Source organism: Granulicella rosea (assembly GCF_900188085.1).
GTDB lineage: Bacteria > Acidobacteriota > Terriglobia > Terriglobales > Acidobacteriaceae > Edaphobacter > Edaphobacter rosea.
This window is the reverse complement of sequence record NZ_FZOU01000001.1, coordinates 1,318,501-1,340,283: the sequence shown is the minus strand read 5'-3', so window position 1 is coordinate 1,340,283 and position 21,783 is coordinate 1,318,501. Positions and strand designations below refer to the sequence as shown.

Sequence of the window (21,783 nt, the reverse complement as noted above, 5' to 3'; positions counted from 1 at the left end):
ACCGATCATGGGTTCCCCGGCTCCGTCAGGCGCTTATGCTCCTTCGACGCCGTTATCTCGCCAAATCCCACCGGCTGCGGATCGGCGCGGTCGAGCTCGAACGCCACAGCCATCATCAGCTTGTTGTCGCGATCGATCGCCGCCGCGGAGTTCTCATCGGCGAGACTCGCCACCTGCGTATCCGGCTGCACATTCGCGGGACGATCCTCGACCGAAGCGTTGCGATGCTGCAAGGCCATCGGCAGTCCAACCGAAAAGACCACAGCCGCAGCCACCGCCCATGCGGCCGACGGCAGCCAGCCGCCAAAGCTCGGCTTCGTTTCCGGAACCAGCGCCCGCGCATACGGACGATTCTCGCTCCACTCCAGCGTTACGTCATTGAAGCTCTCGATCGAAAGCTGGAAGTTCCGCGCCTCCGCGCTGCACGCCGCGCAGATATCCAGATGCCGCATGACAGCCGGCGCGACCTCGAGGCCGATCATGTAATTCGAGAAATCGTCTTCCGTCCAGTGAGTACCTGGCCGTTGAGCATGGTCGGCTCCGAGCGGCGGGTTTGAATGCGGAAACTCTGTCATCTGGAACCTCCAAGCTGGGCTCGAACGGCGACGACCGCGCGGTGGAGATGCGTCTTCACCGTATTGATCGGCATTCCAATCGTATCCGATATCTCCTGTAACGTAAGCTCTTCGGTGAATCGCATGAGGAACACCCGGCGCTGATTTTCGCTCAGCAGCTCAATCGCTTGACGAACCTGCCCGGCGCGCTCATGCGCAAGCATCCGCGTCTCGGGCGAACTCATGCCGTCGGGCACGGAGCTGGCAATGTCGGTAATGTCGAGCGCCGTCGCCCGCGCCTTGCGCCAGAACTGGAACTTCTTCGTCCGCAGATGGTCGCGGATGAGGTTGTTCGCGATGCTGAACAGCCATGTGCTGACGGAGCAGTCGCCCCGAAAGCTCGCCCGGCCGTTGTACGCGCGGAGGAAACAGTCCTGGGTGATGGACTCCGCGATGTCCTGATCGCCGATCGAGAACGCTACAAACCGCAGCAGTCTGGGCTTATAAGTCCGCACCAGCACGTCGATATCGTCCAGTTCCGAGATGAATTCCACCTGCTCGCTCAGGCGAATCATAGATGCATCAAGCGCAATTTGCATATCCCTTGGACTCCCGGACTTTCAAATCTGACGTTTCGTCCCTTTCCGAACTCAAGCCACCCCACGTCCGCATGCCGCGCGTTGCGGTAAACCGTTGAAGTGGTAGGCCCGTTACAGGAAAAGACGATGCACGACGTATGAAAGGTTACGAGGATAGCGAATATATGTGGAAATCTTGGTGCCCGGAGGGGGACTTGAACCCCCACTCCCTAAAGGGCTACGGATTTTAAGTCCGCTGTGTCTGCCGATTTCACCACCCGGGCGGACGGCTCATACGCCATGCTAACCCACCGCGCCATGCCGCTCCTACAGGCCGCCGCGCAAAATCTTTTCCCATCCTTACAATATTTTCTTCGCTTCCCCGTTAACACCGGTAGATCCTCAAAGAAGGGTCGGCACGGGAGCGGCAATGGCAACACGGGAGTGGACGATCGACGAGCAGGACCGCATCATCGCAGAGGCGCTTAGCCGCGATGAACCGCGCCTGCGAAGTTTCATCCGCAATCGCGTGCTCGATACCGCCGACGCCGAGGATGTCCTGCAGGACGTCTTCTACGAGTTCATCCAGACCTACCGGCTGTTGAAGCCGGTCGAGCAGGCCACCGCGTGGCTCTTTCGCGTGGCGCGCAACCGCATCACCGACCTCTTTCGCCGGCAGAAGGTCGTCTCGCTCGCCAGCCCCGCAGGCTCCGAGGACGACGTCCAGACCCTCGCCGACCTGCTTCCCTCGGACGACGCCGGACCCGACGCCATCTACGCCCGCAACCTGCTCTTCGACGCGCTTGACGAGGCCCTCGACGAGCTACCCGACGCTCAACGCGAGGTCTTCATCGCGCACGAGCTTCTCGGTCGCAGCTTTCAGGAGCTGTCGGACGAGACCGGAACATCCGTCAACACCCTGCTCTCGCGCAAGCGATACGCCGTGCTGCATCTGCGCAAGCGTCTGCAGGAGATGAAAGAAACGTTTGGAATCAACGAGGTAGAACCATGAAACGCTACGGCTTCTTCAAGGCAGTCAAGTTTCTCGTCTTTATCGCCATCGTGGCCTTTGCGCTCGGCTACGTCACCATGCACCTCTGGAACTGGCTGATGCCGGCGATCTTCGGCCTGACGCGCATCACGTGGTTTCAAGCCGTCGGCCTGCTCCTGCTGAGCAAGCTGTTCTTCAGTGGCATTCACCACCACGGCGGCGGACGCCGCCACTGGAAGAATCACATGAAGGAACGGTGGGTGGGTATGAGCGAGGAGGAACGGGAGCGCTTCCGCGCCGGCATGCGCGGTCGCGGCTGCGGCCCCTTCGGCAGACGCCGTGAAGCTCCGGCCGAGACCCCCGTCGCCCGGTAATCCTGCAAGAGCCGGCAATGCCGCAAACGAAGGAGAGTTCCATGACGCAGACCATGCCCCACTCCGCCCAGCTTGAAGCCGCACCTCTCTCGCTCAACCGATTGCGGGAGCTCGAGAGCGAAAATATTCGTCTCCATCTGCTGGTTTCGGAGTTGCTGATCAAGAATCAGCAACTCCGGGAGGCGCAACGAACTCACGATCCCGCCTGAACATTCACAACTAAAATCGCGCGTCGATCCTTTGCGCGGCGGAGGGTCTGCTTTCACCCCGGTCATCCGCTTTCTTTCACCCCGGTCATCCGCTTTAATGTGTCGGATACAGCGCCCGGTACATCTCCCGGTTCCGCAGAATCGCCTGCACATACTCGCGGGTCTCTGTGTAAGGGATCGACTCGACGTACTCGGCTACATCTTTATAGTTGCCGAGCGCCATCCACTGACGCACCGGCACATCGCCCGCGTTATAGGCAGCCAGCGCATACTCCGGCTGACCGCCGAAACGGTCGAGCACGCTCTTCAGGTTACGGGTTCCCAGGTCGATATTTGTCGCCGGGTTCAGCAGCATGTTCGTCTGAAAGCCCTTCATGCCTTCGCGCCTGGCGTTCTCCTTGCCGACCGACGGCAGCAACTGCATCAGCCCGTAAGCGTGCGCCGGGCTGACCGCGCCGGGGTTGAACTCCGACTCCTGCCGGATCAGCGACGCCACGAGATACGGGTCGAGCCCGTTCTTCTGCGCGTCGGCGACGATCTCCTGCCAGTACGGCTGCGGGAACATCAGCCGCCAGTATTCGACCGGCACCTGCCCGAAGGGCAACGTAAAGAAGGAGATGCCCGAATGCTTCATCGACTGCAGCGCGCGCGTGTACTCGCCGTAGGACGCATAGATCTGCGCCTGGGCAAGCGCGCCCCACTGATTGGCGGTCGGGCTGGCCTGAATTTCGGGGCCGATGTACTCGTTCAGCGCGGCATTCGCCAGCAGCTTGGCCTTGATGTAGTGCGGATCGTTCTCCGGCACCGCGCCAGTGAGCGGCGGAACCTGCAGCTTGCGCACGTAGCTCAACACATTCGACGGCGGCGTCGCAGCCTGCTTGCCCAGCACGGCGATGCGCTGACGCGCCAACTCTCCATAGTAGTAGTTGGAGTAAGCGTCCGAGAGCGCGCGGTAGTAGTTCACCGCCTGGCCGAAGTTGCGCTCCTCGTCCTCGTAGATGCGGCCACGCCAGTAGAGCGCCGTTGGCGCCTCGATACCGGCCGAGTAGCGCAGAATCTGTTCGTCCATCAGCCGCGCGGCCTCGCTGTAGTTGCGCAGCCGGTAGTTCAACCACGCCGCGCGCCAGTGAGCCGAAGGCGCATAGACGCTGTTCGGAAAGCGCTCCACCAGCAGCTTGTAGTGGAAGATCGCCTGCGGCGCGTCGTGCGTCAGCAGGTACATATTGCCGCCGGAGTAGAGCGCCTCCTCGAGCCAGCGGCTCTGCGGATGCTCCTTCACCATGCGGTTGATGATGTCGTCGTGCTCGGTACGATTCTTCTCCGTACGCGAGATCTCGGCGAAGAGATACAGCTTCAAGGCGGCGCTGTCGTCGTTGGTCACGGGCAGCTTTTCGACGTCGCGGCGGCCGAGGTGCTTCAGCTTCAACTGGCAGACGGCGGTATAGATCTCAAGCGCATCCTTATCCGCGACCGAGAGCGACGAGTCGTTGCGCACGGCGTTGTACTCGGCCATGGCCTCGCTGTAGTGCTTGGCGTTGAAGAGCTGGTCGGCGTGAATCTTGCGCTCGGCGGCGCTTGGAGGCGCGCCCATCGCGAGCAACTGCGTCCGGGCCTGCGCAGCCTCGGGCGTCAGCGGCTGGCCGACGAAGATGGCGCGGAAGAGAGGGATCGCATGCGAGCGGTCGCCCGAGAGCTGGTACGCGCGGCCCAGCGTGTACTCGAAGTCCGGATGATCCGCCTGAGCGGATCCAATCAGCGGCGTCAAAACCTTCACCGCGCCCGCAGGATTCTGCTGCTGCAGGTAGGCGTTCGCCAGCAGCACCGGCGCGTTATTGACGAAGATACTGTCCGGATGGCGGTCGGCGAAGTGATCGAGCAGACCGTAGGCATCCGAGCCGCGACCTGCCTGCACAGCCGACTGCGCACCGAGGTAGTCGGCGTAGTCGTCCAGCACATCGCCGCGAACGCCGGCGAGTTTATACGCTTCTACCGCGTCGCCGTACCGGTGATCGAGCGTGTAGCTGTGTCCCAGCGCGAGATAGGCGGTCGCCGAAGCCTCCCCGGTATGCGCCTGCGCGTATCCCAGCACGCCGCTGTACGCTGCCGAGGAACGCGTCGAGGAGAGCTGCTGCGCCATGGGCCGAAGCTGCGCCGAGGCCACAAACGCGCTGGTCAGCCGGGCCGACTGCGCCGAGGCCTTCGCACTCGCCGCCTCCGCCGCTGCGTTCCCTGCCGGCTTGTGCCCAGCCTTCACGCCACCCTTGCGCGTGGGCGCCTTCTTTGCCGAGGCTTTACCCGACCTCGCAACCGGCTTCTTCTTCGGCCGGGTCTGCGCGTCCAACCCGCACGGCAGCCCGATCGCCAGCGCCAGACCGGCGACGCCAACCAACCGAACCCATCGAAGACCGCGGATTGAAAACGAAACCCCGAAGAAACCCATACTCTTATGACTCTAGCCGCACCCGGCCCGTAAAACATCCGTAACCCGCATTCGAGCCGGCGGACGAACCAAGCCGGGTACGACGCTCGCTTCTAACCAGACGTATTGGCAACCTATTTGGACGTGCCAGCGGTTGAGATTGCCCGCTGCGACCCCTCCATTTACTATGTACCTTGGCTGCGCAGACCGCAGCCCGGAGCTGATGCCAGACCCGATGCCCGCCCTTGAACCCACCATCACCGAAGAGATTCACCCCGACGTCGCGCTGGTTGAGCGCGCACGCGCGGGCGACGGCTCTGCGTTCGAGCAGCTCGTCCGCCAGTACGACCGCCAGATCTTCCGCGTCGCGCAGCACATCACGCAGAATCGCGAAGACGCCGAGGACATTACGCAGGACGCCTTCTTCAAGGCCTATCAGAAGCTCGACCAGTTTCAGGGAAACTCCAAGTTTTCCACATGGCTGGTGCGCATCGCGGTGAATGAAAGCCTGATGCGTCTGCGCAAGCGCAAGACCAGCAAGACCGTGTCGATGGATGAGGACGTCCAGACCGACGAGGGTTCGATTCCCCGCGATTTCGCCGAATGGCGGCCGAATCCGGAGCAGCAATACAACCAGGCCGAACTTGGGGATATACTGCGCAAGACAATTCAGGGCCTTCCGCCAGGTTTTAGAACCGTTTTCACCTTACGGGACATCGAAAACCTGTCGACGGAAGAGACCGCCGAGGCATTGGGCCTCAGTGTTCCGGCGGTAAAGTCCCGGCTCCTGCGTGCGCGGCTGCAACTTCGCGAGCGACTGAGCCGTTATTTCAAGCAGAAGAAGGAGGGCCAATCCGGATGACCTGCACAGACTTCCTCTCGAAGCTCACGGATTATTTCGATGGCCGCGTACCCGCAGACCTTCTCGTCGAGGTAGAGGCCCACATCTGCCAGTGCAAACACTGCGAGGTGGTGCTGGATTCGACGACCAAGACGATCAACATCTACCGGGACCACGAACTCTACGACTTCCCGCCCGACCTGCGCACGCGTCTGCACTCTTCCATCATGGAACGATGCGTGCCGCACAAGTAGACATCTGCGGGATGGAGGGGTGACTGCTTCCCTTTCCATCCCGCTTTTATAACAACTTCGATCACCTTTCTGCCCCGGAAGTGACATGGCCGCCGATAAGGTCTACGCATAGACTTTTATCTGGAAGGCGATGAAAACACGGCCGCAGCGCTCCAGCCACGCGAAGCAAACCGTTGCAATCCTTGCACTCTCGGCTCTCCTGCGCCTGCTTGTGCTCTGGACCGTCGTCGCTCACTATCCGGCAAAATGGCTATTTTCTCGCGGTATCGAGATGGGCCTGCTGGCCAACTCCCTGATTACAGGGCATGGACTCAGCTCTCCTTTCGTCGGTGAAACCGGCCCGACAGCTTTTTTCGGCCCTGGCTATCCCCTGCTGATCGCTGCCGTCTTTCGCGTCTTCGGCAGCTTCAGCGCAGCGTCGGCCGTCGCCATTATCAGCCTGCAGATACTGTTGAACCTCATCACGGTCTGGCTCGTCATGCACCTGGCGCGCAAGCTCTTCGACCAGCGCGTCGCGATGATTGCCGGCCTCTTCTGGGCGTGCTCGCCCCCTCTGCTGTGGCTGCCGACGATCTTCTGGGAGAGCTCGGTTTCGATCTGCATGGTCACCGGTCTGCTGGCGCTCGCCCTGCGCTGTCGTGAGAAGCCGGCGCGCGCGCTATGGATCGGGATCGGCATGTACTGCGCGGTCGCCGTGCTCTTCAACCCGGCGTTGATTGTTACGCTGACCGCAATCGTCTGCTGGCTGGCGTGGCAGACGCGCCGCACCCAGACGACGAACCTCCTCCTCGCGGTCGTGTGCTTCGCCGTGGTCGTCGCGCCGTGGCCCATTCGCAATGCGCGTGTCTTCCATGCGTTTATCCCGCTTCGGTCGAACTTCGGCTATGAGTTGTGGATGGGCAACCATCCCGGCGCGAGCGGATACCTTGAGGAGTTCAACTTCCCCACCTTCAACCAGACAGAGCTTGACGACTACAAGCGCAAGGGCGAGATCGCCTATACCGCCGACAAAGGCGCGCTCGTGAAGCAGTCGATCCGGCAGAACCCCGGCGTCTTCGTGCGGCTGAGCCTGCGCCGCGTCTACCGCTTCTGGACCGGTACCGGCTCGCAGGGCGGCTCCAGCATCTTCACGCTGCACGCCTGCATGACGTCGGCGCTGGGTCTTGTGGGGATGTGCCTGCTGTGGCGCAGGCGGCGCGATCTCTTCACGCTCCTCGCCCTGCCGATGCTGCTCTTCCCGCTTCCGTACTACATCACGCATGCGGAGTTCCGTTACCGGCTGGTGCTCGACCCCGTGCTGACGGTGCTCTCGGCCTATGCGCTGGTCAGCTTCAGCCGCTCGATCGTGCAGGAGTCCGAAGACAGGACCCCGCAGCCGATCGAAGCGGCACAGGCCATCCATGGTTGAGACCATGCCCGCGCGCCACTCGGAGATGCCGAACGAAACGGCGCACGAAGGCGCGAAGTTTCGCTTGGCCGCCATCCTGTCGCTTGCGCTCGTGCTGCGCCTGACGCTCGTTGGCATGCAGCTTCGCAACACCAGTGCAGCCGCGTTCTTCGGCATGGCGACGGATCTCGGCAGCTTGTCGCGCTCGGTCGCCCTGGGGCATGGGCTTAGCTCGCCCTTCGGCGGCTCGACCGGAGCTTCGGCTTTTCTGGCGCCGGGCTATCCGGTTCTGATCGGGACGATCTTTCGCATCTTCGGCATCGACAGCCGCAATGCAGAGATCTTCGTGATGCTGATGCAGGCTGCGTTCTGCGTGGCCGCGATTGCGCTGCTGATGCTGACCGCGCGCCGGCTCTTCGACGCCGCCACGGCGAATCTCGCGGGGATCGTATGCGCGGTCAGCCCGCCAATCCTGTGGCTTCCCGTGCTCTTCTGGGAGACGAGCCTGTCGACTCTGCTGCTCTGCGCGATGCTCTACCTGACGCTGCTGGCCGCGGCGCCACGCAGAAACATCGCAGCATGGCTGGGGATGGGCGCATGCGCGGGCATCGCGCTCCTGGTCAACCCATCCCTGCTCACCCTCATCGCGTGCTGCTTTGCGTGGGCTACATACCGCACCGCGAGGATCTCCTTCGCCGGGCCTGTCGCGGGCGCTTTGCTCTGCCTGCTGCTCTTCACGCCGTGGCCCGTGCGCAACCTGCGCACGATGCATGCCTTCATTCCGCTGCGCACGAACCTGGGCTATGAGCTTTGGCAGGGCAACCGGCCCGGCGCGGACGGATTCTTCGAGCCCAATCTCCACCCCAGCGTCGACGCCGTGCAGTTTCAGGAGTACAGCATGCTCGGCGAGATTGGCTACATGCGCCGCAAGTCGGAGTTGAGTAAAGCAGCGATCCGGGCCGAGCCCGCTCGCTTTCTGAGGCTGACGCTCAAGCGATTCGCCAGCTTCTGGACCGGCATCGACAAGAAGACCTCTTACCTGCTCATCGTGTACATCTGCCTGACCTCGCTGCTGGGCTTCAGCGGACTCTACCTGTCGCGGCGACGCAGTGGCTTCACGCTGCTGCTGGCGATCCTCGCGCTCTTCCCATTGCCGTACTATGTGACGCATCCAGACGGTCGCTTCCGGCTCGTGCTCGATCCCATCCTGACGATGCTAACGGCCTATGCGGTGACTTGCTGGCGCAGGCGGACAGCGAAGCTCGCTAGCGTGACTTGCGAATAAGGACGGCTGCCGTCCGATCTTCGTAAACGACCGTCCAGTCCGTTGAACGTCGCAGCACTCTGACCAGCGGCTCGCCGACCGGCATGAGCACATAGCCGACTCCTCCCCTGCCGATGCCATCGATGGGCGTACGCAGAGCGATCGTGTCGACATACTGCAGCAGTATGCCGGAGTCCTCGAAGACGTCCGCGCGCGTATCGATGTATACCGGCACGGAAGGTTGGTTCCAGATGAGATAGCCGCCCCAGTCGAAGGCGTTGAGCATCTCGCCGGACTGCGGATGCTGGCGCAGCCATGCGACGGCATCCACAGGATAGCCAGCATCGGACTGGGACTTCAACTCTCTTTGCGAGGGCAGATGCGTGGCGACGAAGAGACCCGCCAGCGCGACGATTGCCGCGTTGAGCAAAGGTTGCTCCTTCTTTGCTACGCTTCTCATGTCGAAGACAAACTCCCTCGCAAGCAACGGGCAGATGACGGCTCCGCCGAGCAGCAGGAAACGCGAGTAACTGAAGGCGGCGAGCGACGCGACGATCAGGGTGACGACATCGTACAGCTCCCATACCCTGCGGCGCAGCGCGCCCGCGAAGAGGAGCCCTGCGAGCATGGCGAAGACGGCTCTGCCACGGAAGCTGTGGAAGTCGAGCGACTGCCACTCCTGTACCGCGCCCAGCGTAAGCGCATGTTGCGTCGTGATGGTCAGGGGATAGACGACGAGCCGCCAGCCGTACGGGTTGACGAAGAGCGCGAAGAGGCAAAGCAAGCCGATGATGGCCATGTGCCGCAACTGTTGCGGCGTCCAGGCCCGAGCCACGATGGCGCCTCGTTCGAAGCCGCGCATACCGCATAACGCGAAGACGGCAAAGAAGACGATTCCGATGGGCCACGATCCGTGGAGGTTGATCCAGAGAAGGAAGAGCGGAGGAAGAAACCACAAGCGGTCGCGGCCCTGGCGGAAGGCATGCAGCACCGCCAACTCCGTAAGAAAGCAGAGCCAGCCGAACATCTGCGTTCGTGGCCCGATCGAGACAGTGGCGAAGAGCATGAAGCAGCAGCCGGCGAGGAGCGCCGCCCTCACGTTGCGGGTTCTCTGCCAGGCCAGCAGACAGACGCCGCCGGCCAATGCCTCGATCATGAGGATGGCTGTCGTCTCCAGGCCGCGATAGCCGGCGAGCCGCCACGCAAGATAGTAAACAGCCTCCGAGAGCCACTCCGGATTCATCCACTTACTGCCTTCTACGGAGTAAGTAAATAATTCACGATGAATGAAAGAACGATGCTGAAAGAGATACTCCGCATCCTTCAGATGCCACCAGATATCGGGGTCCGCGAGTAACTGACGATGGATGCAGAAGATATAGATGGCGGACGCAAAGAGCGCTGCGAGCACATGCTCGAAACGCAAACCGAGAGGATGCGTCGCGGTGGATGTCCTGGGCTTGACTTGGGTCGGCACGGAGATATGCGCGCCTAGACGATGCGTAACTGGTCCCCGACCTCGATGCCGCATGCGCGGATCTGGCCGGCTGGAAGCTCGATGGCGCTGCGCATCTTGAAGCTGACCTTGGTCACGCGCAGAGGCACGAGATCCGGCCAGAGCGAGACGACCTTCAGGTTCTTATCGACGCCGATCACGTCAATCGTGAAGCGCATGCCGATGGTGTGAACACCGGAGCTGGGCTTGATCCAAAGCCCGGCTCCGGCGTCCAGATGACGCTTGGGAAGGAGTCCCACCATTCTGGTAAGAGACGTAGTGGCAACCTCGACACGATCCCCCACTACCGTATCCCGTGTTTCATTGCGGACTGTCACGATACGCATAGCGGTTGAGACTCCTTCGGGTAATTAGGCATTGTTCTGCTTCCTGCGGTAAACGATCACCGCAAGGACGATCACTGCGAGAGCACCGGCTGCAATGCGAACGAGAGCTGCTGAATCCATGATTTAGGCCTCCTTTCCGGAAATGTTCCAAATTCGATTCAGAAATTCGTGGACGTGTGCGCTCAACGTCGTCGCGTCAACTACCGCGGAAACTTTGGATGTACGGGGGGCCTGAATAACTAAGGGCCATGCTACTCCCGCCATCGCGTTCATCTCATGATTTTTCATCCGGGTATCCATGCTAGTTACTCAACCCCTTGACGCCCGCCGCGATGCTGAGGATAGCCGGCGCCAGCAGCACGATGAAGATGCAGGGAAAGATGCATATGACCAGGGGGAAGATGATCTTGATCTTTGTCTTGGCGGCTGCCTCTTCTGCGTGTTGACGACGCTTGGTGCGCAGCTCGTCGGCGAACCGCGTCAGCGCCTTGATGATCGGCGTACCGAAGCGTTCGGACTGGATGAGCATGCTGACGAAAGAGGTAAACTCTTCAATCTTCGTACGCTCTGCAAGACTCTGCCAGGCCTCCATGCGAGGCTTGCCGGCGCGCTGCTCCAGATGAACCTGGGTAAACTCTTCGTTGATGTCGGGATGGCTGATCGCTAGCTCTTCCCCAACGCGCAACAGCGCCTGATCGAGACCGAGGCCCGCGTCCACACAGATGACGAGCAGGTCGATGGCGTCGGGCATGCTGCGGCGTATGCGGTTGTTGCGCTTCTTCGTCTTGGACGTCAGCCAGAAGTCCGGCGCGATGTAGCCCACGGCCGCGGCGGCGAAGACGAAGAACATGGTGTTATCCGGCGCGAAGCTGGCGGCAAAGGCGAGCACCAGCGGCGTGAGGAACTGTGCGGCGAAGAAGACGTCGGCGGCCTTGGCCTCACGCATGCCGGCGGCATAAAGACGCGCCTTCAGCTTTGGATTCTCCGCCAGCCCGAGCCGGCTGCGGAAGTCGCGCGCCATCGATAGCACACGCTCCTGCACCTGCTCCTTCTCGGTTACCGTTCTACGGTCGGGACGGCTGCTGCTGACTACGTCCAGGATGCGCTGAGCCTCCGGCGAAGGACGAAGCAGCATGGGCGCCATCAGCAGAGCGATCGCGGAGAAGGTCGTTACGGCAATAGCCAGATAGAAGATCATGCCGTTATATCTCGATTCCGTTGATGATACTGCGAATGATAAGTACGCCGACGCACAGCAGGAAGACGCCGCCGCCAAGGAACTTCTGACCGGTGGGGTCGACGAACAGAACCCGCGAGTAGCCAGGGTTGATGAAGTTGATGAGACCCAGCATGACCACCGGCAGCATGCAGAGAATCCATCCTGTGAGACGGCCCTGCGCAGTGTGTGTCTGGATGTCGCCCTTGATGCGCTGCCGCTCGCGAATGACGTGGACGATACGATCGAGAATATCGACGAGGTTGCCGCCCGTATCCTTCTGCACCAGGATGCCCGTGAAAAGCACACGCAGATCCTGCGATGGAATGCGGTCGAGCATCTGCATAAGCGCATCACGCATGGGCAGGCCGAAGTTCTGCTTCTTGAAGACCTCCGCGAACTCGGTCTTCACCGGCTCGGCGGCCTGGTCTGCGATGATGCCAATGGCCGAGGACATGGAGTGGCCCGCGCGGAGACAACGCGACATCATCTCGATCGCGTCCGGCAGAGCATTATTGAAGGCCTTGAGCCGCATGCTACCGCGAATCTTGAAGACCAGAATCGGAATGTATGCTCCAACAAGCGCGACCGGCGCCGCAACCAGAGGCATGCCCGTCGCAAGGAATGCTATTGCCGCAGCCGCTGCGCCTGTGCCGACGATCGTCACGATCACCATGCCGACCGCAGTGGTGCTGTCGGCCCGCAGAAGCATGAGCTTGAGCGACTCCGAGATACGCGAGTCCGCAAGCTGTGCTTCGATCCAGCCGAAGGCGCCCGTCTCGGGCGCGCTGAGATACTGGGCGATCTCATCCTTGTCCCCGCCGAGCTCACCATGCGTACGCTTGATGACCGTGATGCGGCGTTGAATGGCCTTCTGTTCACGAGTCGGCCGCAGGGCCAGGAGCAGCCCCGCGAACATCATCGACATCGTGACTAAGAAGGTGAGAACGAGAATCGCCATGCTGTTCCTCGGCTATACGTCTACGGAGTGATTGGTCAGGTTGACAGGCAGTGGAATGCCAAGTCCCGCCAGCTTATCTGCGAACTTCGGCATGATGCCGGTCGCATAGAATCGACCCTTGAGTTTGCCCTGAGCATTCATGCCCTTCTTCTCGAAGAGGAAGATATCCGACATGCTGATCACTTCGCTGTAGGCTCCGGTCAGTTCAGTGATATGCGTGATGCGTCTCGATCCATCCGCCATACGCGAGACCTGAATAATGAGGTGAACCGCCGATGCGATCTGCGCGCGAATGGCCTTTTCAGCGAGGCGAACCTCGCCCATCATGGCCATCGTTTCGAGGCGAGCGAGCGCGTCGCGTGGCGTGTTCGAGTGGATGGTCGTAATCGAACCATCGTGGCCGGTGTTCATGGCCTGCAACATGTCGAGCGTCTCTTCGCCACGAACCTCGCCGAGGACGATGCGGTCGGGACGCATACGCAGGGCATTGATAACAAGCTCGCGCTGCTTGACGGCGCCAGTGCCTTCGACGTTAGGCGGACGCGTCTCAAGCCGTACGACGTGCTCCTGCTTCATCTGCAGTTCGGCCGAGTCTTCGATGGTGACGATACGCTCGAAGGGCGAGATAAAACCTGAGAGCATGTTGAGCAGCGTCGTCTTACCAGAGCCTGTGCCGCCCGAGACGACGATGTTCAAACGGGCGCGAACCGCACCCTTCAGCACTTCGAGCATCTCGCGGGTCATCATCAGATTGCGTACGAGGTCTTCGGCGGAGAGGGAGTTCTTGCCGAACTTACGAATGGAAAGAATGGCGCCATCGACAGCGAGCGGCGGGATCACCACGTTCACACGCGAACCGTCGGCGAGACGGGCATCGACCATTGGGGAAGATTCGTCGACGCGACGTCCTACCGCGGAGACGATCTTCTCGATCGTGTGCATGAGATGACGCTCGTCGTTGAAGGTGACGTTGGTCTTTTCGAGTACTCCGCGACGCTCCACATATACCGACGAATGCGTATTGACCAGGATATCGCTGACGGTCGGGTCCTTAAGCAGAGGCTCCAGCGGCCCGAGGCCGAAGACCTCGTCGACAACCTCCTGCGCCAGCTTGTCGCGCTCCGCGCTGCTGAGCGGAATGCCCTGCTCGCCGAGCAGTTGCTGAATCAGCAAGAGAAGCTGCTGCTGGCCGTTGCGCGTCTGGCTGAACTCGCCCAGGCGATCCAGATCCAGGCGCTTGATCAGTTCTTTGTGAACGGCGGACTTGATTTGCTGCTGTACGACCTCTGCCACGCCGCGCGATGTGCGAAGTGGCGAGTCTTGCGTCCTGCTCGGATTGGGTTCGACGATGACGGACATAAATACTCTCGAATCCCTACTCTGTTCTTACCGCAAGAGACAACTTAGAAGAACATCGCTAACATCGATTTCTTCTCTTTCTTACTTATAGGCGCGGCGACCGTATTGGTCGATCCCACCAGCGTGTTAGCCCATTTCACTAATTGGACAGCGAACTCGGACTTTTGTTTGGGCGAGATCGGCTCGCCCAGATTGACCGAACGCACGAGCTCGGTGTAGCAGTTCGGCAGGCGGATCGCAATCGGCAGGCGAATCGCCTTCTCGATCTGTTCGACGCTGACGGCATAGCGGGACGAGAAACGATTGACGACGATGTGCATCTTCTCCGTCGTATATTCGATCTGCATCAGGCTGTCGACGTAACGTGAAAGATCGCGAATCGCCCCGATTTCAGGGGTTGCGATGAGGTAGACGCGGGTGGACGCATCGATGACCGCAAGGTTCGTCTCGTCGAGCATGGTGGCGCAGTCGACGATGACGTAGTCGTACTCGCTACGCAGGAACTCCAGCGTCTTCGCAACCGCGTCCGGGTTGAGGTTCTTGGTGCCGCCGCAGATATCGGGCGAAGATAGAACCTCGAGTCCGCTGGGGTGCTTGGCGATAAATCCATGAAGTAACTCGCTGTCGAGACGACTTACATTTTTGACGACTTCATGAAAAGGATGCCTTGCCCCATCGAGACCGAGATAGACCGAAACATGGCCCAGCTCGGGATTGTTATCGATCAGCAGCGTGCGCTTCTTATGGCACTGGACCAGGTACATGGCCAGGTGGACGGCGAGGGTCGTCGTGCCGACGCCGCCCTTGGCGCCGAAGAAGGACAAGATCGAGCCTACCGGAGCGATGCGCCCGGCGGGATTCGACCAAGTGTGCTGCAGGCGAAGCAAAGCATCTTCGAGCGCGCCGAGGTCCAGTGGCTTGTGCAGGAACTCGCTGCAGCCGGCGCGCATGGCAAGCAGCAACAGTTCGGGATCGTGGCTTGCGGCAAGCGCGATGATCGTGATTTTATTGGCGAAGATCTGCTGCAGGTACTTGGTGCTCTCGACCGCCTGCTCGGGGTTCTGGTCGAAGTCGACGACGGCGATGCAGCCATGGGCGGACTTCAGTTGCAGGCCGATGTAAGGCCGGCGCGCGGCCGAGACATAGGCCTCGAAGCTCGAGGAAGAGACAAGCCATGGCATTCGCTCCACGGTCTCGACCACGAGATTGGCGATCTCCGGCTCGAGGCAGACGGTAATCACTGCAGCATTGAAAATCCCAGATGTGTTGTTCATAGATTGCAAACGCTCTCTTCTGGTTATGTTGCGAGGGACGACTTAGTTCTTTTTCTTCTGCTCCCCAAAGTCCTTATCGAACTTAGTAACATCCAGCATCGGGCCGCCGCGCTTCGGGTCCTCGGGGATCAGGTTGTCGGTCAGCGGATCGACGACCGTGGGGGTCACGATGACATAGAGCTCGCTCTGCGAGTGATTCAGCGACTTGGACTTGAAGAGCGCGCCGATGATGGGAATGCTCGATACACCGGGGGTGTGCGCCATGCTGTCGGTGGTCTGCTTGTCGAGCAGGCCGGAGATGCAGAAGCTCTGGCCGCTGCGCAGCACCACCTGCGTCTCCGCGTGCCGCGTGGAGAGCGCGGGGATGGTATAGCCGTTGATCGATACGGCGTTCGTATAGTCCAGCGAGCTGACCTCGGGCGCGACCTTCAGGTCAACAGTCCCATCGATATTAACGACCGGGGTGAAGTCGAGCTTTACACCGTACGGCCGAAATTGAATGCTGATCGATGTGGCGCCGGCCGAGCTGCCCTGCACGACGGGAAAAGGAAACTCTCCGCCGGCGAGGAAGCTGCCCTTCTGGCCGCTCATGGTGACGATCTCCGGCTCGGCTAGAATCTGCAGGAGATTCATGGTCTGCAGATCCTGCAGCGTCGCGCCGACGTTCAGCTTCGAGCTGTAGAAGAGGAAGTTCAGAGGATTGGTGATCTGCACGTTTTTGCCGCCCGTGCTGCCGCCCTGCGTGACACTCACCGTGGAGGGGTTCGTGCCGGTCGTGGTCTGCGCGAGGTTGTTGCCGCCGGCGCTGAAGAAGTTGAACGCGAACTGATTCAGCTTCGAGCGATCGACTTCGACGATGCGCACCTTCAACTTCACCTGTTTGACGGTGGAGGAGTTGATCACCATCGCGTTCGAGACATCCTTCGAGTAGCTGGCCGCGAGCTTCATGGCGGCGTCGGAGATGTTGCCCGTGCCCGTGGTGCCGGTCAATACGATGTGGCCTTCGCTGCTGTTTACCTGGACGTTCTCGTTCGGCAGAGCGCTCTTCATCGACTCGCGCAGGGTGGCGACGTCGATGTCCGATGTGATGAGGAAGGCCTGCACCTCGCCGGCCTCGTCCCACACGATGACGGAGCTCGTGCCGGTGGCCTTGGCGGTAACGACGACCTGGTTCGGCGTGGCGGTGTAGGAGTCCAGAATCAACGGGTTCGTAATGTAGACCCGGACGAGCCGATGCTTGGTGTTGACGAAGATCGACCGGCCGACGACCAGGTGAACGTCCTGCTGCGCCGGCAGCGAGCTGGTGAAGTCGCCCGAGGCGTTGCCGCCCGAGTAAGCCGGGGCGGACTTGCTGACGATGGTGGCATGGTTGGTTGCCTGCGCGAAGCCGTTCGCCGCGGACAACAGGCCGACGCTGATCAGCGCCATGTACGAGGTTGAGAGTATCCGTTGGGCGTTCACTGTGGAATGGTCTCCGTAACTTGCTTGTTGCCGTACATGGTGACGACGGTATAGGGCTTGGGCGCGGCCTGGGGCGCGGGTCCTTTGCGCAGCAGCAGCGGAGCAGGCGCGCCACCGGCGCCAGCGGTCTTCAGATTGGGAGCCTGAGTCGGCGTGTAACCGCCGAAGGACGAGACCTGCGCCGGAGCGCCGTTGGTCTTCTCATGATCCGAGCCGTTACGCAGTACGAAATGCACGGTGCCCTGCTGGCTTGCGAGTACGACCCGCTCCGCATCTTCGGGGTTCACCAGTAGCGTCACCACGTCGGTGGTGGCTGCCTTGGCGTCCGCGTCGGGCGTCATTTTTTGTCCCGCGGCGAGAACCTGCGCGTCCTGCAGGACCGTCGTCGTAATTGCATCCGGCGAGTTCTGCGGATGGAAGGTGACCAGCACATCCACATGCGTGCCCGGAAGCAGGAAGCCCGCGACTCCGACGATCTGGTCGCTGCGCAGCGAGATGGCGCGCATGCCCTCGGGAATCTTGGCCGTGAGACCGATGCCCGATCCGGCGGCGGATAACTGGGTGTTGAGAATCGGCTGACCGGCGGCGAGAGGATAAAGAACGGTGCGTCCGGCGACCTGCTCGGGCTTGGCAAAGGCGCCTTCAAGCGGAGAGGTGATCGGCCATTGCACAATTTTGACGTTGGCCGGGTTCAGCACCTCTCCAGCCTGGATCGGCACGGAGCTGGTGACATAGCCCAGGGTCTTCGGCGGTTCGACGACGTGCGCCTTGTTGAATTTCTGGCTGAGCCAGAAGGTGAAGAGCGCGGAGCCGACGAGCGAAAGGAAGAGCGAGAGAATGAGGCGGCGTGCAATCATGAGGTCACCGGGCCAGGCCTTGCGTATACAGCGTTGCGCAGCAGCCTGCGGCGATCGCCAGACCATACGGCAGGCGCAGCGTGCTGGCGTTCAAAACATTTAGCTCAGGATGCGGCGTCAGTCCCTGCTCTTTGTGATGCGTGGCAAGCGCGGCCACGTTGAACAGGGTCGACTTCAGCCGGCCGCGCATCAGAGCCATTCCAACGGCCATGACGCCTCCGGTGATCGCGGTCAGCACCAGCAGATAAGCGGAGTTCGGCAGGCCCGCCAGGCATCCGGCCGCGGCGATCAGCTTGACGTCGCCCGCGCCCATGCCGCCGGCGAGATGAAAGATCAGGAAGACCGCGCCACAGAAGAGTGCGGCGCCAAAAGAAGACAGAAGACCATGCCAGCCGTCGAGCGAGAGATGCAGCAGCAATCCAGCCAGAAGAGACGGGCCGGTCAGGATGTTCGGAATCCTGCGGCTCTTGATATCGGTAGCCGCGCCAATGAGCGCGCATGCAGTCGCGGCGGCCGGATAAACGAACTCTCTGTCGATGTGCATGGGATGGATCCTTGCCGAAGATTGGGAAGAAAAATAGAGGGCTCGCACGGTGTGCTTACCCCCTCTGATCGGTGGAAATCAAGGGCGATTTCTGGCCCGTCGCCCAAAACAGGTTTTGAGGTAAGTAACTGAGCACCAGGTTCGAAGCGATTCAAACAAGATGCTCAGTCGCCTGGTTGAAGAACGACCAGTTCCCTCAACGGAAGAACCGATCCCCACCAGCGCCCGACCGGACGCCCAGAGGGGAACTAGATGCCCGAGGTGAGGTTGTTGCCGACGGTGTTGAAGGCGTTCGAGATGGTGTTGGCGAGCGAGCGCATGGAGACGAGGGCGCCGAGACCGACGAGGGCGGCAACGAGAGCGTACTCGATCAGGTCCTGGCCGGACTCGTCGACGATGAGATTGTTCACGATCTGCTTGAGGTTCTTCATGGTGGTTCTCCTTGTATGGTTCTATGTTCTGGAATGCCTGGTCGCTCTTGGAACTCAGCGGCTAAACAGAGATTAGGTTCCGTGTTGCCTTCTAACAACGGTCGGAAGGTGGTACCGCTTCAATCTTTCGAGGTATAGGGGGTGCTTCCAACGTAACCCCCGGAAAGTTACCTTGCTACCGGACGAGATTACTGCCGTGTCGCTTTCCAGCGTTGGAGATGGCTTGAATCACATCCTTCAAGGTCTTTAGTTTCATCATGTTGAACATATCGTCTCCAATGCGCGCCGAGTTGCGGTCTGATTCATTTCCGGACATTTTGTACGAGGTTTTCCACGGCCGGCACCCATCCCCCAAAGGTGGGTTGCCCGTCCTTCCCAATTTTGTGTTTGGGGACTCAGGACATTCGCGTTGCTCCATTTCGGACGACACCTCTGCTCGTCTTATCGGCTGGAATTCGTTTTTCTACTGCCTTTGGGGGAGTGAACCAGCCCTCGCGCCGGAACGCTCGAACGTATGCGACACTGTCTCAGCAGCGAAATGCGATGGCGGATCGCGTCCGCGGAAGAGCATGAGCCGCAAACCGGATGTCGCTGGGAAAACGATTACCGACAGGTGCAAAGCATGGGTAGGAACGAGGAGCTTTCACGCCGCGATCTGCTGAAGGGGCTGGGTGGAGCGGCCGGCGCAACGCTGCTGGCCCCTTCGGCTATGGCGTTCCATCAAAAGGGGCTTACGACGAAGCCGGACGTACCGCTGGCAGTGGAGCCGTTCAAACTGGGCGATGTGACACTCCTCGATGGCCCCTTTCTCGAAGCTCGCAAGCGCGGAGAACGATATCTTCTAAGCCTCGACTCGGACCGCATGCTGCATACCTTTCGGGTCAACGCGGGCCTTCAGCCGAAGGCTGCGGTCTACGGAGGCTGGGAGTCGGTGGCGACTTGGGCCGACATACACTGCCAGGGACACACGCTCGGCCACTACCTCTCGGGCTGTGCGCTGATGTACGGCGCGACGGGCGACTCGCAATTCAAACAGCGTTGCGACTATATCGTCGCCGAGCTGCGCGCATGCCAGATCGCCGGCAAGACAGGGCTCCTGACCGCGTTTCCCGAGGGGAACTCGCTGATGGATGCGGTGTTAACGGGCAAAAAGTATTCTGGTGTTCCCTGGTACACGCTGCATAAGGTCTATGCAGGTCTACGCGATGCGAGCGTTTACACCGGCAATCCCATGGCGTTGACGGTGCTGGTGAGCTACGCGGACTGGGCCGTCACGGCCACGGAGCCGCTCTCGGACGTGGAGTTTCAGAAGATGCTCCGAGAGGAGCACGGCGGCATGAACGAGGTGATGGCCGACCTCTACCAGATGACCGGCGACGTGCGCTATCTCGATCTGGCGAAGCGCTTCTGCCACCAGGCCATCCTCGAGCCGCTGGCCCGGCAGGTCGACCGGCTGGATGGGCTGCATGCCAACACACAGATTCCAAAGGTGATCGGCTTCAACCGCATCTACTCGCAGACGGGCCAGAAGGAACTCTACGTTGCCTCCGCGTATTTCTGGCAGACGGTGGTGACTACGCGCTCGTTCGTCAACGGGAACCATGGCGACGTGGAACACTTCTTCCCTGTTACCGACTTCGCGCGGCATGTCTTCTCGGCCAAGGCGTCCGAGACCTGCTGCGACTACAACATGCTCAAGCTCACGCGCATGCTGTTTCAGCTTGCGCCGACGGCCGCTTATGCCGACTTCTACGAACGCGCGCTGTACAACGACATTCTCGCCTCGCAAGACCCCGACACCGGCATGGTGACTTACTATCAGGGCAATCGGCCGGGATATATGAAGCTCTACTGCACGCCGGTCGACTCGTTCTGGTGCTGCACCGGAACGGGCATGGAGAACCATGCCAAGTACAACGACTCGATCTACTTCAAGGGCCCGGGCGCGCTGTATGTGAACCTCTTTATCCCTTCCGTTGTAACCTGGGCGAGGGGCGTCACGCTGACGCAGACGACGCAGTTCCCCGAGCAGGCCGGGACGAAGCTGCAATGGAAGACCGCGAAGCCCATCGAACTGACGGTGAAGTTGCGGCATCCGTATTGGTGCCGGACCGCGACGGTGCGGATCAACGGCAAGGTCGCGGTCGAATCGAAGCTGCCCAGCTCCTACATGGAGCTGAAGAGGGTTTGGCGAGATGGCGACGTCCTCGAGGTCGACCTGCCGATGGAGTTGAAGGCCGTGCCGCTGCCGGGCAGCCCGCAGATCGTCGCGTTCGTCTACGGGCCGATCGTGCTGGCGGGCGATCTGGGTAGCGAAGGCATCGCGCCCGGAGCGGACCTGAACGTCAACGAACGGCTTTACGGTGAGGTCCTGAAGGAACCATATGCGGCGCCAGTCTTGAAAGGCGATCCTGCCGCTCTGCTCCGGCAGGCGACGCCGGCGGACGAACCGCTGAGCTTCCACCTTCCGGCGACGGGTTCAGCCAGCTCGGTCAGGCTCTCGCCTTATTACAAGATCGCCCATCGGCGCTACGTCACCTACTGGAAGCTGGCGTAGCCGCAATCGTCGCGGCGATTTGCTCGATCGCGGCGATGTTCCCTACGAGTTCCGGCGTCAGGTCGTAGCGCGTTTGGAGATAGGCGGGATCGTTATAGCTGACCTTCGTGGCGCCGTTCGCGTCTTCCGCGATCAGGATCTTGAGGGGCAGGTCGAGCGCGCTGTCCGGCGCGGCCAGCATGAGGGGCGTGCCAGCCTTTGGGTTGCCGAAGATGACGAGTTTCGTATCGTGCATCTCCATGCCGACTCTGGCTGCTTCACCGCTATGGTCGATCACGGCGAATACCGTGATCGCCTTCGCCTGAAGGATCGCCAGTAGATGCTGCAGCACCTCCTGGGCGGGCCGCGCGCTGTCCAGATGTACGATTCCCTTCTTCCCCGTCGTCTTCATTTCGCCTCCCGTTTCTTGC

22 protein-coding genes and 1 tRNA gene are annotated in these 21,783 nt (G+C 61.0%); 8 read left to right on the top strand and 15 right to left on the bottom strand.

All coding sequences use genetic code 11. The features are described 5' to 3' along the window. Positions 1 to 5 precede the first annotated feature (5 nt). The 3 genes from CHB87_RS05650 to CHB87_RS05640 all read right to left on the bottom strand — a co-directional run bounded on the left by CHB87_RS05650 (position 6) and on the right by CHB87_RS05640 (position 1,416). On the bottom strand, positions 6 to 575 hold the full coding sequence (locus CHB87_RS05650; RefSeq protein WP_142988231.1) for a hypothetical protein: 570 nt from the start codon (positions 573 to 575) through the stop codon (positions 6 to 8). After that, positions 572 to 1,129, bottom strand: coding sequence for an RNA polymerase sigma factor (locus CHB87_RS05645; protein WP_245817832.1), 558 nt, complete (start codon positions 1,127 to 1,129; stop codon positions 572 to 574). The genes CHB87_RS05650 and CHB87_RS05645 overlap by 4 nt, the downstream gene beginning before the upstream one ends. A gap of 200 nt (positions 1,130 to 1,329) precedes the next feature. After that, positions 1,330 to 1,416, bottom strand: a tRNA-Leu gene (locus CHB87_RS05640). Positions 1,417 to 1,562: 146 nt separating this feature from the next. Here CHB87_RS05640 and CHB87_RS05635 point away from each other — a divergent pair. From CHB87_RS05635 to CHB87_RS22175, 3 genes are read left to right on the top strand one after another with little or no spacing between them, the layout of a single operon-like run. Continuing rightward, complete coding sequence (locus CHB87_RS05635) at positions 1,563 to 2,144, top strand: RNA polymerase sigma factor (protein ID WP_089407360.1); 582 nt, start codon at positions 1,563 to 1,565, stop codon at positions 2,142 to 2,144. After that, positions 2,141 to 2,497: a hypothetical protein gene (locus tag CHB87_RS05630; protein WP_217897012.1), complete on the top strand. Its 357-nt coding sequence runs from the start codon at positions 2,141 to 2,143 to the stop codon at positions 2,495 to 2,497. The genes CHB87_RS05635 and CHB87_RS05630 overlap by 4 nt, the downstream gene beginning before the upstream one ends. Before the next feature lie 41 nt (positions 2,498 to 2,538). After that, entirely contained in the window at positions 2,539 to 2,706 is a 168-nt protein-coding gene (locus CHB87_RS22175) for a hypothetical protein (RefSeq protein WP_176441611.1), read from the top strand. A gap of 94 nt (positions 2,707 to 2,800) precedes the next feature. On the opposite strand, the gene CHB87_RS05620 is transcribed toward CHB87_RS22175, so the two are convergent. Next, a complete protein-coding gene (locus CHB87_RS05620; RefSeq protein WP_245817831.1) occupies positions 2,801 to 5,095 on the bottom strand; it encodes a lytic transglycosylase domain-containing protein in 2,295 nt (764 codons plus the stop codon). A gap of 253 nt (positions 5,096 to 5,348) precedes the next feature. On the opposite strand from CHB87_RS05620, the gene CHB87_RS05615 reads away from it, so the two are divergent. From CHB87_RS05615 to CHB87_RS05600, 4 genes are all read left to right on the top strand, one after another. Beyond that, positions 5,349 to 5,987, top strand: coding sequence for a sigma-70 family RNA polymerase sigma factor (locus CHB87_RS05615; protein WP_425432466.1), 639 nt, complete (start codon positions 5,349 to 5,351; stop codon positions 5,985 to 5,987). Next, positions 5,984 to 6,220, top strand: coding sequence for an anti-sigma factor family protein (locus tag CHB87_RS05610; protein ID WP_089407357.1), 237 nt, complete (start codon positions 5,984 to 5,986; stop codon positions 6,218 to 6,220). Before CHB87_RS05615 ends, CHB87_RS05610 begins: the two co-directional genes overlap by 4 nt. Before the next feature lie 130 nt (positions 6,221 to 6,350). Then, a complete protein-coding gene (locus CHB87_RS05605; RefSeq protein WP_089407356.1) occupies positions 6,351 to 7,628 on the top strand; it encodes an ArnT family glycosyltransferase in 1,278 nt (425 codons plus the stop codon). After that, entirely contained in the window at positions 7,621 to 8,892 is a 1,272-nt protein-coding gene (locus CHB87_RS05600) for a glycosyltransferase family 39 protein (protein ID WP_217897011.1), read from the top strand. The genes CHB87_RS05605 and CHB87_RS05600 overlap by 8 nt, the downstream gene beginning before the upstream one ends. Here the strand turns inward: CHB87_RS05600 and CHB87_RS05595 are convergent. The 10 genes from CHB87_RS05595 to CHB87_RS05550 form a co-directional block, all read right to left on the bottom strand. Beyond that, the gene (locus CHB87_RS05595) at positions 8,873 to 10,348 is read right to left on the bottom strand and encodes a hypothetical protein (RefSeq protein WP_142988230.1); all 1,476 of its coding nucleotides are present in this window, start codon (positions 10,346 to 10,348) and stop codon (positions 8,873 to 8,875) included. The two genes, CHB87_RS05600 and CHB87_RS05595, sit on opposite strands and share 20 nt — an antisense overlap. 14 nt (positions 10,349 to 10,362) lie before the next feature. Beyond that, a complete protein-coding gene (locus tag CHB87_RS05590) occupies positions 10,363 to 10,713 on the bottom strand; it encodes a DUF192 domain-containing protein (protein ID WP_089407353.1) in 351 nt (116 codons plus the stop codon). Positions 10,714 to 11,014: 301 nt separating this feature from the next. Next, complete coding sequence (locus CHB87_RS05585; protein ID WP_089407352.1) at positions 11,015 to 11,911, bottom strand: type II secretion system F family protein; 897 nt, start codon at positions 11,909 to 11,911, stop codon at positions 11,015 to 11,017. 4 nt (positions 11,912 to 11,915) lie between these two features. Further along, the gene (locus tag CHB87_RS05580; RefSeq protein WP_089407351.1) at positions 11,916 to 12,890 is read right to left on the bottom strand and encodes a type II secretion system F family protein; all 975 of its coding nucleotides are present in this window, start codon (positions 12,888 to 12,890) and stop codon (positions 11,916 to 11,918) included. Positions 12,891 to 12,902: 12 nt separating this feature from the next. After that, positions 12,903 to 14,249, bottom strand: coding sequence for a TadA family conjugal transfer-associated ATPase (locus CHB87_RS05575; RefSeq protein ID WP_089407350.1), 1,347 nt, complete (start codon positions 14,247 to 14,249; stop codon positions 12,903 to 12,905). Positions 14,250 to 14,293: 44 nt separating this feature from the next. Further along, positions 14,294 to 15,490, bottom strand: coding sequence for a CpaE/TadZ family protein (locus CHB87_RS05570; RefSeq protein ID WP_176441609.1), 1,197 nt, complete (start codon positions 15,488 to 15,490; stop codon positions 14,294 to 14,296). A 75-nt stretch (positions 15,491 to 15,565) separates the two neighbouring features. Then, on the bottom strand, positions 15,566 to 16,984 hold the full coding sequence (locus CHB87_RS05565) for a type II and III secretion system protein family protein (protein ID WP_142988229.1): 1,419 nt from the start codon (positions 16,982 to 16,984) through the stop codon (positions 15,566 to 15,568). After that, positions 16,981 to 17,841 carry a Flp pilus assembly protein CpaB gene (cpaB, locus tag CHB87_RS05560; protein WP_176441608.1) on the bottom strand — a complete coding sequence of 287 codons (861 nt, stop codon included), beginning with the start codon at positions 17,839 to 17,841 and terminating at the stop codon, positions 16,981 to 16,983. Before cpaB ends, CHB87_RS05565 begins: the two co-directional genes overlap by 4 nt. A gap of 4 nt (positions 17,842 to 17,845) precedes the next feature. Next, positions 17,846 to 18,385 (bottom strand): A24 family peptidase, encoded by a 540-nt coding sequence (locus tag CHB87_RS05555; RefSeq protein ID WP_089407346.1) that lies wholly within the window; start codon positions 18,383 to 18,385, stop codon positions 17,846 to 17,848. 248 nt (positions 18,386 to 18,633) lie between these two features. After that, positions 18,634 to 18,816 (bottom strand): Flp family type IVb pilin, encoded by a 183-nt coding sequence (locus CHB87_RS05550; RefSeq protein ID WP_089407345.1) that lies wholly within the window; start codon positions 18,814 to 18,816, stop codon positions 18,634 to 18,636. 622 nt (positions 18,817 to 19,438) lie between these two features. Between CHB87_RS05550 and CHB87_RS05545 the strand changes: the two genes are divergently transcribed. Next, positions 19,439 to 21,373 (top strand): beta-L-arabinofuranosidase domain-containing protein, encoded by a 1,935-nt coding sequence (locus CHB87_RS05545; protein ID WP_089407344.1) that lies wholly within the window; start codon positions 19,439 to 19,441, stop codon positions 21,371 to 21,373. Here CHB87_RS05545 and CHB87_RS05540 read toward each other — a convergent pair. Beyond that, positions 21,351 to 21,764 (bottom strand): DUF302 domain-containing protein, encoded by a 414-nt coding sequence (locus CHB87_RS05540; RefSeq protein ID WP_089407343.1) that lies wholly within the window; start codon positions 21,762 to 21,764, stop codon positions 21,351 to 21,353. The genes CHB87_RS05545 and CHB87_RS05540 overlap by 23 nt on opposite strands. Between the last annotated feature and the right edge of the window lie 19 nt (positions 21,765 to 21,783).

Excerpts from the sequence above, each read along its gene's own strand:
- CHB87_RS05650 (WP_142988231.1), bottom strand. The coding sequence starts at position 575 with ATGACAGAGTTTCCGCATTCAAACCCGCCGCTCGGAGCCGACCATGCT.
- CHB87_RS05645 (WP_245817832.1), bottom strand. The coding sequence starts at position 1,129 with ATGATTCGCCTGAGCGAGCAGGTGGAATTCATCTCGGAACTGGACGAT.
- CHB87_RS05635 (WP_089407360.1), top strand. The coding sequence starts at position 1,563 with ATGGCAACACGGGAGTGGACGATCGACGAGCAGGACCGCATCATCGCA.
- CHB87_RS05630 (WP_217897012.1), top strand. The coding sequence starts at position 2,141 with ATGAAACGCTACGGCTTCTTCAAGGCAGTCAAGTTTCTCGTCTTTATC.
- CHB87_RS22175 (WP_176441611.1), top strand. The coding sequence starts at position 2,539 with ATGACGCAGACCATGCCCCACTCCGCCCAGCTTGAAGCCGCACCTCTC.
- CHB87_RS05615 (WP_425432466.1), top strand. The coding sequence starts at position 5,349 with ATGCCAGACCCGATGCCCGCCCTTGAACCCACCATCACCGAAGAGATT.
- CHB87_RS05610 (WP_089407357.1), top strand. The coding sequence starts at position 5,984 with ATGACCTGCACAGACTTCCTCTCGAAGCTCACGGATTATTTCGATGGC.
- CHB87_RS05605 (WP_089407356.1), top strand. The coding sequence starts at position 6,351 with ATGAAAACACGGCCGCAGCGCTCCAGCCACGCGAAGCAAACCGTTGCA.
- CHB87_RS05600 (WP_217897011.1), top strand. The coding sequence starts at position 7,621 with ATGGTTGAGACCATGCCCGCGCGCCACTCGGAGATGCCGAACGAAACG.
- CHB87_RS05590 (WP_089407353.1), bottom strand. The coding sequence starts at position 10,713 with ATGCGTATCGTGACAGTCCGCAATGAAACACGGGATACGGTAGTGGGG.
- CHB87_RS05585 (WP_089407352.1), bottom strand. The coding sequence starts at position 11,911 with ATGATCTTCTATCTGGCTATTGCCGTAACGACCTTCTCCGCGATCGCT.
- CHB87_RS05580 (WP_089407351.1), bottom strand. The coding sequence starts at position 12,890 with ATGGCGATTCTCGTTCTCACCTTCTTAGTCACGATGTCGATGATGTTC.
- CHB87_RS05575 (WP_089407350.1), bottom strand. The coding sequence starts at position 14,249 with ATGTCCGTCATCGTCGAACCCAATCCGAGCAGGACGCAAGACTCGCCA.
- cpaB (WP_176441608.1), bottom strand. The coding sequence starts at position 17,841 with ATGATTGCACGCCGCCTCATTCTCTCGCTCTTCCTTTCGCTCGTCGGC.
- CHB87_RS05555 (WP_089407346.1), bottom strand. The coding sequence starts at position 18,385 with ATGCACATCGACAGAGAGTTCGTTTATCCGGCCGCCGCGACTGCATGC.
- CHB87_RS05550 (WP_089407345.1), bottom strand. The coding sequence starts at position 18,816 with ATGAAGAACCTCAAGCAGATCGTGAACAATCTCATCGTCGACGAGTCC.
- CHB87_RS05545 (WP_089407344.1), top strand. The coding sequence starts at position 19,439 with ATGGGTAGGAACGAGGAGCTTTCACGCCGCGATCTGCTGAAGGGGCTG.
- CHB87_RS05540 (WP_089407343.1), bottom strand. The coding sequence starts at position 21,764 with ATGAAGACGACGGGGAAGAAGGGAATCGTACATCTGGACAGCGCGCGG.